This window comes from Pseudomonas sp. GCM10022186, from assembly GCF_042656385.1.
In the GTDB taxonomy this organism is placed as follows: Bacteria; Pseudomonadota; Gammaproteobacteria; order Pseudomonadales; family Pseudomonadaceae; genus Metapseudomonas.
In genome coordinates this window covers 1-11,383 of sequence record NZ_JBHSOU010000014.1, presented here as the reverse complement: position 1 = coordinate 11,383, position 11,383 = coordinate 1, and the positions used below count along the sequence as shown (strand labels likewise).

The 11,383-nt window shown below is 64.7% G+C and carries 8 protein-coding genes and 1 pseudogene; 1 reads left to right on the top strand and 8 read right to left on the bottom strand.

Features of this window, described 5'->3' with window-relative positions:
- Positions 1 to 301 precede the first annotated feature (301 nt).
- The 4 genes from ACFPU0_RS08775 to ACFPU0_RS08760 all read right to left on the bottom strand — a co-directional run bounded on the left by ACFPU0_RS08775 (position 302) and on the right by ACFPU0_RS08760 (position 4,294).
- The gene (locus ACFPU0_RS08775; protein WP_377692510.1) at positions 302 to 1,033 is read right to left on the bottom strand and encodes a peptidase; all 732 of its coding nucleotides are present in this window, start codon (positions 1,031 to 1,033) and stop codon (positions 302 to 304) included.
- Positions 1,034 to 1,137: 104 nt separating this feature from the next.
- A complete protein-coding gene (locus ACFPU0_RS08770; protein WP_377692509.1) occupies positions 1,138 to 1,935 on the bottom strand; it encodes a transglutaminase family protein in 798 nt (265 codons plus the stop codon).
- Entirely contained in the window at positions 1,932 to 2,882 is a 951-nt protein-coding gene (locus tag ACFPU0_RS08765; protein ID WP_377692508.1) for an alpha-E domain-containing protein, read from the bottom strand. Before ACFPU0_RS08765 ends, ACFPU0_RS08770 begins: the two co-directional genes overlap by 4 nt.
- A gap of 2 nt (positions 2,883 to 2,884) precedes the next feature.
- Positions 2,885 to 4,294, bottom strand: a complete 1,410-nt coding sequence (locus tag ACFPU0_RS08760; RefSeq protein ID WP_377692507.1) for a circularly permuted type 2 ATP-grasp protein — start codon at positions 4,292 to 4,294, stop codon at positions 2,885 to 2,887.
- A gap of 445 nt (positions 4,295 to 4,739) precedes the next feature.
- Between ACFPU0_RS08760 and ACFPU0_RS08755 the strand changes: the two genes are divergently transcribed.
- On the top strand, positions 4,740 to 5,291 hold the full coding sequence (locus ACFPU0_RS08755; RefSeq protein ID WP_377692505.1) for a peroxiredoxin: 552 nt from the start codon (positions 4,740 to 4,742) through the stop codon (positions 5,289 to 5,291).
- A gap of 115 nt (positions 5,292 to 5,406) precedes the next feature.
- On the opposite strand, the gene ACFPU0_RS08750 is transcribed toward ACFPU0_RS08755, so the two are convergent.
- The 4 genes and pseudogenes from ACFPU0_RS08750 to ACFPU0_RS08735 all read right to left on the bottom strand — a co-directional run.
- The gene (locus ACFPU0_RS08750; RefSeq protein ID WP_377692504.1) at positions 5,407 to 7,782 is read right to left on the bottom strand and encodes an efflux RND transporter permease subunit; all 2,376 of its coding nucleotides are present in this window, start codon (positions 7,780 to 7,782) and stop codon (positions 5,407 to 5,409) included.
- An 18-nt stretch (positions 7,783 to 7,800) separates the two neighbouring features.
- Complete coding sequence (locus ACFPU0_RS08745; protein WP_377692503.1) at positions 7,801 to 8,889, bottom strand: WD40/YVTN/BNR-like repeat-containing protein; 1,089 nt, start codon at positions 8,887 to 8,889, stop codon at positions 7,801 to 7,803.
- Positions 8,890 to 9,198: 309 nt separating this feature from the next.
- Entirely contained in the window at positions 9,199 to 10,638 is a 1,440-nt protein-coding gene (locus tag ACFPU0_RS08740; RefSeq protein ID WP_377692502.1) for a short-chain fatty acid transporter, read from the bottom strand.
- Between the two features lie 349 nt (positions 10,639 to 10,987).
- Positions 10,988 to 11,383: pseudogene (locus tag ACFPU0_RS08735) on the bottom strand (acetyl-CoA C-acetyltransferase); the annotation flags it as partial.

Genomic DNA, 11,383 nt, shown 5'->3' with positions numbered 1-11,383 from the left:
CGCCCTGCCACGACCACCTGCCCTCACCCCAACCCTCTCCCTGAAGGGAGAGGGGGCTGGCTGTGCCAACGGTGAACTCCGTAGTTCTCGCATGAACCCTGTGGCGGCGGATTCATTCGCCGAGGAAACCGCAGGCCTCCCCGCGGAACGCCCTGCCACGACCACCAGCCCTCACCCCAACCCTCTCCCTGAAGGGAGAGGGAGCTGTCTGCACCAACGGTGAACTCCGTAGTTCTCGCATGAACCCTGTAGGGGCGAATTCATTCGCCAAGGAGACCGAAGGTCTCCCCTTCGCCCCGGCTCAGACGTTGTACTCCACCGGCGGCGGCGGCAGTTCGCAGATCAGGTCCTGCAACCCGGCCGCCCATTGCTTGCGGATGTCGGCGAAGTACTTGTCCTCCTCCGTCACCCGGTAGCCCAGCGGAATGATCAGGCTGTCGCGGTGGTACACCAGCAGGTCCAGCGGCATGCCCACGGAGAGGTTACTGCGGATGGTGGAGTCGAAGGACACCAGGGCGCAGCGCAGGGCCTCTTCCAGGTTGCTGTCGAACTCCAGGTTGCGGTCGAGGATGGGCTTGCCGTACTTGCTCTCCCCCAGCTGCAGGAAGGGCGTGTCCTCGGTGGCCTGGATGAAGTTGCCCTGGGGATAGATGCTGTAGAGATCCGGCGGACTGCCGGCGATCTGCCCCCCCACCAGGAAGGAACAGGTGAGGTCGGTATTGCCGGCCAGCGGAGCGCCGTCGCGGGCGATGACTTCGCGGATGGTCTCGGCCACCAGGGCGGTGGCGTCGTAGAGGGTGGGCACGCTGTGGAGATTCGGCACCGAACCGCCGAGGCGCTGCTTGAGCAGGTTCACCACCGACTGCGAGGTGGCCAGGTTGCCGGCGCTCTGCAGCACGATCAGGCGCTCGCCGGTTACACCGAAGGTATAGAGCTTGCGAAAGGTGGCGATATGGTCGATGCCCGCATTGGTCCGCGAGTCGGATACGAACACCAGGCCATCGGCCAGGTGCATGGCAACGCAATAGGTCATGCCGTTTTCTCCTTGTGGGGATTCCCCGCAGCGTTTCTCCGACCGTCGTGCCCATACCCGGGCAAGGCAGTAAAAGGCGATCGGCGCTGCGGGGAACCTGGTGCTTACTGCTCCTGGACCAGCAAGAGCGGCGGCGCGTCGACCTTCGCGTGCATCTGCTCGCCACCACCGCCCCGGCGCATGCCGCGCACCGGGCAGGCGTCCAGGTAGTCCAGCCCCACCGCCAGCTTCAGGTGGCGCGCAGGAAGGGACAGATTGTTGGTCACGTCGAAACTGTACCAGGCGTCTCCCAACCAGGCTTCGGCCCAGGCGTGGCTGGCGAGGTTCTGGTCATTGCCCTGGTACAGGTAGCCGGACACGAAGCGCGCGGGAACTCCCAGGCTGCGGGCACAAGCAAGGAAGGCGTGGGCGTGGTCCTGGCAGACCCCGGCGCGGCCGGCGAAGGCTTCGGCGGCGGTACTGTCCACCCGGGTCACACCCTTCTTGAAGGGCATCTGCTCGTGCAGCGCCTCCATCAGGTCGATCAGGCCGCCGCGGTCCCGGCGGTTGCCACACTGGCGCGCCGCGAACTCGCGCAGGGCGTCGTCGGCACTGGTCAGTCGGGTGAATCGCAGGAAGGGCAAGGCCGATTGCCTGTCGTGCTCGGCCTCGCGCTTCTCGTCGATTTCCACCTGGCCACGGGCGCTGATGACGATGGCCTCGTGGGGGTCATCCAGGGTCAGCACGTGGAAGATGTTGCCAAAGGGATCGACCTGCGCCCGCACCGGGTGCGGCAGGGTGAGCTCCCAGCTGAGCACATGCTGGCGTTCGCTTTCCTGGGGAGTCAGGCGCAGGTACTGGATGCTGGCACGGACCTGGTCGTCATAGCGGTAGGTGGTGTCGTGGCGAATGGAGAGTTTCATACAGCCTCCAGATACGAACTGTGGATGGCCCGGGCAAGTTGGCGAACCAGCAGGATGAAATCGGTGAGCCAGGTGTGCAGGCCATCGGCGAGAATCTCGTCGATGGCGGTGTAGCGCAGCCGTGCGTCGAGCTCGGCGGCCAGGCGCTGGGCCGGGCGGCCGTTGTCGCCGGGCAGGCCGGAGAGGATGAGATTGAGCTCCTCCATGCAGGCCCGCAGCGAGCGCGGCACGTCCGGGCGCAGCAAGAGCAGTTCGGAGACCTGGCGGGCATCGGGAGAGCCCCGGTACACCTCGTTATAGGCCTCGAAGGAGGACAGCGCACGGAGCAAGGCGCTCCACTGGTAGTAGCCGCGGGCGGAGCTGTCGCTGACCTCCTCCGACTCTTCACCGAACATCTCGTAGCGCGAGTCCAGCAGGCGCAGGGTGTTGTCCGCCCGTTCGATGAAGGTGCCCAGGCGAATGAAGCAATAGGCTTCGCCACGCATGATGGTGCCGTAGGTGGCTCCACGGAACAGGTGGGAGCGCTCCTTGACCCACTCGCAGAAACGGCTGATGCCGTAGCGGCCGAGCCCCTCGTTGGAAATGTTCAGCATCTCCAGCCAGGTGGCGTTGATGTTCTCCCAGATGTCCGCGGTGATCCGCCCGCGCACGGCATGAGCATTGATCCGTGCCGCGCGCAGGCAGCTGTAGATGCTTGCCTGGTTATCGGCGTCGAGCGCGAAGAAGTGCAGCATGCGCCCCGCGTTCAGCTTGCCATGACGTTCCTGGTACAGCTCCAGGGTGCCGGTGCTGAGCAGGGACATGGCCAGCTCGTCCAGGCCGTCGCCACGGCCGTCCTGGGGCATCAGCGACAGGGAGTAGCTGACCTCCAGCATGCGCGCCAGGTTCTCCGCGCGCTCCAGGTAGCGGGACATCCAATAGAGTTCGGAGGCTGTTCTGGAAAGCATGGTCAGTCCTCCACTATCCAGGTGTCCTTGGTGCCGCCGCCCTGGGACGAGTTCACCACCAGCGAGCCCTCGCGCAGCGCCACGCGGGTCAGGCCGCCGGGCACCAGGCGGGTTTCCCGGCCGGAAAGGACGAAGGGCCGCAGGTCGATATGACGCGGGGCGATGCCCTGCTCGACGAAGGTCGGGCAGGTGGACAGACACAGTGTGGGCTGGGCGATGTAGGCCTCGGGGCGGGCCTTGAGGCGCTCGCGGAAAGTCTCGATCTCCTTGGCGCTGGCCGCCGGCCCCACCAGCATGCCGTAGCCGCCGGAGCCCTGGGTTTCCTTGACCACCAGTTCTGGCAGGTGGGCCAGCACGTGGGACAGCTCTTCGGGTTTGCGGCACTGCCAGGTGGGCACGTTCTTCAGGATGGGCTCCTCGTCCAGGTAGAAGCGGATCATTTCGTCGACATAGGGGTAGATGGACTTGTCGTCCGCCACCCCGGTGCCGATGGCGTTGGCCAGCACCACGTTGCCGGAGCGGTAGGCGGCCAGCAGGCCGGGCACGCCCAGCATGGATTCGGGATTGAAGGCCAGCGGATCGAGGAAGGCGTCGTCCAGCCGGCGGTAGATCACGTCCACCGGCTGGGGACCGGAGGTCGTGCGCATGAACACCCTATCGTCACGCACGAAGAGATCGGCCCCTTCCACCAGTTCCACCCCCATCTCGCGGGCGAGGAAGGCGTGCTCGAAGTAGGCGCTGTTGAAGCGGCCCGGCGTCAGCACCACCACGCTGGGGTTGTCCAGGGGGCTCGAACTTTTCAGGGTATCGAGCAGCAGGTTCGGGTAGTGGTCGATGGGGGCGATGCGCTGGGCGGCAAAGAGTTCCGAGAACAGCCGCATCATCATCTTGCGGTCTTCCAGCATGTAGCTGACGCCGCTCGGGGTGCGCAGGTTGTCCTCCAGGACGTAGTAGGTGCCATCGCCATCGCGCACCAGGTCCACGCCGGCGATATGGGCGTAGATGTCACGGTGCAGGTCCAGGCCCTGCATGGCGATCTGGTAGCCCTCGTTGGCCAGTACCTGTTCGGCGGGAATGATCCCGGCCTTGATGATCCGCTGGTCGTGGTAGAGGTCGGCGAGGAACTGGTTCAGCGCCTTGACGCGCTGGATGCAGCCCTTCTCCACCACCCGCCATTCGCTCATGGGAATCGCGCGGGGAATGGTGTCGAAGGGAATCAGGCGTTCGGTGCCCTGCTCGTCGCCATACAGGGTGAAGGTGATACCGGCGCGGTGGAACAGCAGGTCTGCCTCACGGCGCCGCTGGGCCAACAGTTCCTCGGGCGTGTCCGCCAGCCAGCGCGCGAATTCCCGGTAATGCGGACGGCATTCGCCACTCGCGTCATACATCTCGTCATAGAAAGTGCGGGACATGCCTAACTCCTTGTCGCCACGGGCAATTACGCAATCGCAAGCCCCGTGCCATCGCAACAACCATTTGGATTTCAACAACTTGCAGCACACACGCAGTCGTCACGCCCCAGACTGGTGCAGCCCGCGATGCGAAGCTGCCAGTGTCGCCCCGTTTGGCGGCGGTACTGGGTTGGACGAATTGCGACGGCGAGATGTTTCCCCTCATTCCACCCGGGGGCACCACCATCCCTGGAACAGACAGTCTAGCCCGGCCGCGCCCGGCCACTAGGTCCTGATTGTTCTATGCATATGTTGCGATTTGGAATTTGCCCTATAACCCGACGACCTATAGCCATGAAGCAGCCGCCATGGACGACGTGGCCGGGCCGTATTTCAAAGAGCCCGAGAGACTTCCATACTTGCCCAACCCCCTGCCTCCACCCTTGCCCCCCGGAGGAAGCCCGTCATGCTCACCGTCGGAGACAAGCTGCCCGCGTTCGATCTATTGGCAGTGGACCAGGACTCGGAACACGCCCCAAACCCGGAGAATGCCTTCAAGCGGATCAGCCAGGATAGCTACCCCGGCAAGTGGAAGGTGCTGTTCTTCTGGCCCAAGGACTTCACCTTCGTGTGCCCTACCGAGATCAAGGCCTATGGCGACCTGCTCGAGCAGTTCAACGACCGCGACACCCAACTCATCGGCGCCTCCACCGACAGTGAATTCGCGCACCTCGCCTGGCGCCGCGACCACCAGGATCTCAAGGGGTCGAGCTTCCCCTGGCTGGCCGACATCAAGCACGAGCTGGCTGGCGCACTGGGCATCCTCCATCGCCAGGAGGGCGTGGCCCTGCGCGCGACCTTCATCATCGATCCGGACAATCACATCCGCCATGTCTCGGTGAACGACCTCTCCGTGGGGCGCAATCCCCAGGAGACCCTGCGCCTGCTCGACGCCCTGCAGACCGACGAGCTCTGCCCCTGCAATTGGCACAAGGGCGAGGCCACCATTCATTTCTGAACGCGCCGCGAGGCCTCGCCACCTGCGCGGGCCTGTCCTCCCACCAGCGCTCCGGATTTCCTCCGCCCATAAAAAACCGCGGCCGGAGCCGCGGTTCTTGTTCAGCTGGTCAGTCTCAGTGAGCCAGCAGCGAACCACCGACCTTGCCCGCCAGCTTCTCGGGCTTGATCAGGAAGCGCGCCAGCGCCGGCAGCAACCACAGGGCGCCGAACATGTTCCAGAGCAGCATGAAGGTCAGCATCAGGCCCATGTCGGCCTGGAACTTGATGGCCGAGAAGATCCAGGTGGCGACACCGATGGCCAGGCAGAGACCGGTGAAAAGCACCGCCTTGCCGGTGGACTTCAGGGTCTGGTAGTAGGCCTCCTGCAGCGACAGGCCGGCACGCAGGAAGCTCTCCAGACGGCTGTAGATGTAGATGCCGTAATCGACACCGATACCCACACCGAGCGCGATCACCGGCAGGGTCGCCACCTTCACGCCGATACCCAGCCAGGCCATCAGCGCGTTGCCCAGCACCGAGGTGAGGATCAGCGGCAGCACGATGCACAGGGTGGCGGCAATGGAGCGGAAGGTGATCAGGCACATCGCGGCGACGCAGATGTACACCAGGATCAGGATGGTCAGCTCGGCCTGGGCGATCACCTCGTTGGTGGCCGCCTCGATACCGGCGTTGCCCGCGGCCAGCAGGAACTGCAGGCCATCCTTGTCGTGCTCCCTGGCGAACTCTTCCACCGCGGCCACGGCGCGGGACAGGGTCTCGGCCTTGTGGTCGTTGAGGAACACCAGCACCGGCGCCAGCGAGCAGTCGGAGTTGTACAGGCCTTCGGCGCGGCTGATGGAGTTGTTCAGCACGTCCTGGTTGCGGGACAGGGTTTCCCACTTCAGGTTGCCCTCGTTCATCCCTTTGATCACCTGCTTGGAGACGGTGACCATGGAGATGGCCGATTGCACGCCACGGGTGTTCTCCATCTTCCACATCAGCTCATCCACCGGCGCCAGGGCCTCATGGGTGGAGCAGCCTTCGGGGCCGGTCTTGACCATGACCACCAGAACGTCGGAGCTGGTGGAGTAGTTGTTGATGATGAAATTGTTGTCCTGGTTGTAGCGCGAGTCCGGACGCAGCTCCGGGGCACCCTGGTCGAGGTCGCCGATCTTCAGGTTCTGGCTGTACCAGAGGCCGCCACCGAAGGCGATCAGGGCGATGACCACGGAGATCGGTGCCACCACCGGGTGGGCGAAGTTGGACAGCAGGCGCCAGAACGGATGGTCGCGCTGGGCGTCGCGCTTGCTGCGCTCGATGGCCTTCTTGCTGATGCCGACATAGGAAATGGCGACCGGCAGCAGGATCAGGTTGGTGAAGACGATCACCGCCACGCCGATGGAGGCGCCGATGGCCAGTTCGCGGATCACGCCGATGTCGATGATCAGCAGGGTGATGAAGCCCACGGCGTCGGCGAGGATGGCGATCATGCCCGGCAGGAACAGCTGGCGGAAGGTTCTCCGGGCCGCCGTCAGGGCGTTGTCGGCGTCACTGGACTGCAGGGCGATACCGTTGATCTTCTGCACGCCGTGGGAAATACCGATGGCGAAGATCAGGAAGGGCACCAGCATCGAGTAGGGGTCGAGACCGAAGCCTACGCTATGCATCAGGCCCAGCTGCCAGACCACCGCCACCAAGGTGGTGACCAGTACGGCGATGGTGCTGCGGATGCACCAGGTGAACCAGTAGAGCAGCACCAGGGTGATGAGGAAGGCGATGCCGAAGAACAGCACGACCATGATCAGGCCGTCGATCAGGTCGCCCACCTTCTTCGCGAAGCCCACTACGTGGACCTTCACGTTGGGGTTCTGGCTCTGGTACTTGTCGCGGATCTTCTCTTCCAGCTCGTGGGAGAACTGGCGGTAGTCGAGCTTCAGCAGCTTGCTCTGGTCGTTCGGGTCCGGATAGGACTCCAGCAGCGGCACGTCGACGATGCTGGACTTGAAGTTGTTGGCCACCAGGCGGCCGATCTGGCCGGACTTGAGCACGTTGTTGCGCAGCTCTTCCAGGCTGGCCGCGGAACCGTCGTAGGTCTGCGGGATCACCTCGCCACCGGCGAAGCCTTCCTCGGTCACTTCGGTCCAGCGCACGCTCGGGCTCCACAGGGACTTGAGGCCGGAACGATCGACGCCGGAGATATAGAAGACCTCGTCGTGGATCTGCCGCAGGGTCTCCATGTATTCCTTGCTGAAGATGTCGCCGTTGACCGCTTCCACCGAGATACGCACGGTGTTGCCGAGGTTGGCCAGGTCATTGCGGTGCTCGAGCATCTTCTGGATGTACGGATGATGCAGCGGGATCATCTTCTCGAAGCTGGTGGACGGCCGCACCTGCAACGCCTGCCAGAAGAGGAAGATGCTGACCAGCAGGCAGATGAGGATCACGGCCGGCCGGTTGTTGAAGATCAGGCGCTCCAGGAAGGTCGCCTTGTCCTGGTGATGGGTACTCATCGAAACTCTCCGCCTTTCTTATAGTTGGCCCAGCTCGGCGCCGGTCGGCGACGCAACGCGTACACCGCCCTGTCCCACCAGGATCAGGTTGCCTTTCTCATCGGCGATGACACTGGCCAGCGACATGCGGTCGCTGCGGTTCACCACTGCGAAGCTGCGGCCGTTGTCGGTGCTCTTCAGCACGCTGCCGCCATGACCGACCACCACCAGGCTGCCGTCGGGCAGCAGCGCCCCGCCGGACAGGCCGAATTCCAGTTCGCCATTGGTGGTCTTAAGAGGCACGGTTTCCCAGCTGCCGCCGAAATCGGCGGAGCGGAACAGGTGGCCACGCAGGCCGTATGCGATCACCACGCCAGGCTCGGCGCTACCGAGCACGCCGAACAGCGAACCCTCGTAGGGGCCTTCGACACGCTCCCAGGTCTCGCCCCAGTCGGCGGAGCGGAACATGCTGCCCGCCTCCCCCACCACGAACAGGCCGGAATCCTTCACCGCGGTGATGGCATTGAGGTGGTACTGGTCTTCGTTATCCAGGCGGTCGCTGACGTCTTCCCAGTTCTTGCCACCGTCGCGGGTGGTCAGCAGCGCGCCGTAGGCACCCACGGCGAAGCCGGTGGCAGCGTCCTTGAACCAGATGTCCAGCAGCGGCGCCTCGCGTTGCAGGTCTTCGAACTGCAGGGTCCAGGTGGCGCCGCCGTCTTCGCTGGCGAGGATCTGGGCATCGTGGCCGACGGCCCAGCCCTTCTTGTCATCGACGAAGTAGACAGCGGTGAGCATCTGGCGGCTCGGCACCTTGGCCTGGCTCCAGGACTTGCCGTTGTCGTCGGAATAGAGGATATGGCCACGGTCACCAACGGCCACCAGGCGCTTGCCGGCATGGGCGACATCGAGCAACAGGCTGCTCACGGCCTTGGGCGAATTGATGGAGAGGACGGGCGCGTCTGCGGCCAGCGCGGACGCGGGAATCGGCGCAGCAGCGACAGCCAGGACGGAGAGCACACTGAACAGCGAGAGCGCTTTGGCCAGCGGCGAGTGGAAGCGGAACGTCGGCTTGTGGTGGCATTCCACGCAGAGGCCGGACGGGGTGCGCCGCATGACGGGCTCACTCATACACCTTTCCCCTTATTGTTATAGGTGGACGCTGCCCAGGGCAGGCAGCGACCTAATCCTAGCCAGCTTTGGAAAGCGTGCACAATCAGCGGGACGTTATGTTTTGTTAAGCACAGGTGGCGCTGTGTAAACGTAGGCGACGAGTCCTGGAGCTGGACAGCCTTCGCTCGGCACGGTGCCATGTCAAGCCCGCAGGATGGGTCGGGCGGCGTTCCGCGAGCTTGCAAAACCCATCAGCCGCATTGCCCCTCTCCCTGAAGGGAGGGGGCAATGCGCGCCGCGCTCGGATCAGGGAAGCCCCTCCCTACCTCAAGGCATCACCGGCGGAATGTACGCCAGGGTCGTACCCAGCCCCCACAGCAGCACCATCACCAGCGGGATGTGCACCAGCAGCTGGACGAAGGAGAAGCCGATCAGGTCGCGCGCCTTCAGGCCCAGCACACCCAGCAGCGGCAGCATGTAGAAGGGGTTGATCAGGTTCGGCAGCGCCTCGGCGGCGTTGTAGATCTGCACCGACCAGCCCAGGTGGTAGTTCAGCTCGTTGGCCACCTGCATCACATAGGGCGCCTCGATGATCCACTTGCCGCCGCCGGAGGGGATGAAGAAGCCCAGCACGGCGGAGTACACGCCCATCAGCAGCGCATAGGTATCGTGGTTGGCGATCTGCACGAAGAAGGTGGAGATGTGGTGCGCCAGGGTCTGGCCATCCACGCCCTTCACCGTGGTCATGATGGCGGCGATGGAGCCGTAGAGCGGGAACTGGATCAGCACGCCGGTGGTGGTGGGCACGGCGCGGGCCACGGCGTCGAGGAAGCTGCGCGGACGCCAGTGCAGCAGCGCGCCGGCCATTATGAACAGCAGGTTGTAGGTGTTGAGGCCGGAGATGGCGGTGATCGCCGGCTTGCTGGCGAACTCCTGGGCCAGCCAGCCGCCGGCCAGGGCCACCAGCAGGATGATCAGCAGCGGGCTGTGCTCCAGCCATTCGCCCGGGCGGGTTGGTTTGACCTGCGGCGGTGCGCTGAAGCTCGGATCGACGCCACAGGCCTTGGCGTCACGGGCGCTGGCGGCGCTGGGCGCGGTCATGTAGGCGATCACCAGCGACACCACCATCAGCGCCAGCAGCATCACGCCGGATTGCCAGAGGAAGATGGTTTCGGTGAAGGGGATCACGCCGGTGATGGCGAGGATGGACGGCGGCAGGCTCGCCGGGTTGGCCTGCAGTTGGGCGGCCGACGACGACAGGCCCAGCGCCCAGACGGCGCCGAGGCCCAGGTAGGCGGCGGCGCCGGCGGCGCGGTAGTCCATCTTCAATTCTTCACGACGGGCCAGGGCGCGCACCAGCAGGCCGCCGAACACCAGGGAGAGGCCCCAGTTCAGCAGCGACGCGAGCATGGAGATGAACGCGACCCAGCAGACTGCCGAACGGCCATTCTTCGGCACGCGGGCCAGCAGGTCGATCAGGCGCGAGGCCGGGCCGGAGCTGGCGACCACATAGCCACCGATGACCACGAAGGCCATCTGCATGGTGAAGGGGATCAGGCTCCAGAATCCGTCGCCAAAGGCTTTGGCGGCCTGGCTGGCCGGTGCGCCCATGGCCAGGGCGGCGATCGTCACCAGCAGCACGGCGACGACGGCGAAGACCCAGGAGTCGGGGAACCAGCGTTCCGCCCAGTTGGAGCAACGCATGGCAAAGCGGGCGGATCGACTTTCGTGAAGTGCCGATCGGCTTTCGAGAAGTACTGTGGTCATCGGGTTACCTCGGGAGTTTTCTTCTTATCGGTAATCACCCAGCCGCAGCCGGGTACCGGGACAGTGGTCTTGAAACGAAACCGAGGGTCTTGTGCCCTCTTTCTGTCTGAAACGACGACGCCACGCCCGTGACCGGGCGTGGCGAAGTCCGAGTCCCACAGCCTTTCGGCCTTGGGCGCGTGCGTGATGACCTTGCGTGGGTGGATACGTTGTCCACCCTTTTCGGTGTTCCTCGTAGGGTGAAAATCGCGAAGCGATTTCCGCCAATCCGGGAGCCCGGTTTTTTCGATTCAAGTCCGCTCGGTGGACAGAAAAGCGCTGTCCACCCTACGGGAGCGGGTCCGGTCGATCAGCGCTCGATGGCCAGGGCCACGCCCATGCCACCGCCGATGCACAGGGTCGCCAGGCCCTTCTTCGCGTCGCGCTTGATCATTTCGTGCAACAGGGTCACCAGCACGCGGCAGCCGGAGGCGCCGATGGGGTGGCCGAGGGCGATGGCGCCGCCGTTGACGTTGACCTTGGCCATGTCCCAGCCCAGCTCCTTGCCCACCGACAGGGACTGGGCGGCGAAGGCTTCGTTGGCCTCGATCAGGTCCAGTTCGTCCAGGCTCCAGCCGGCCTTCGCCAGGCAGCGGCGGGTGGCGCTCACCGGGCCGATGCCCATGATCGCCGGGTCGACGCCGGCATTGGCGTAGCCCTTGATCCGCGCCAGCACCGGCAGGCCCAGGGCCTCGGCCTTGGCGGC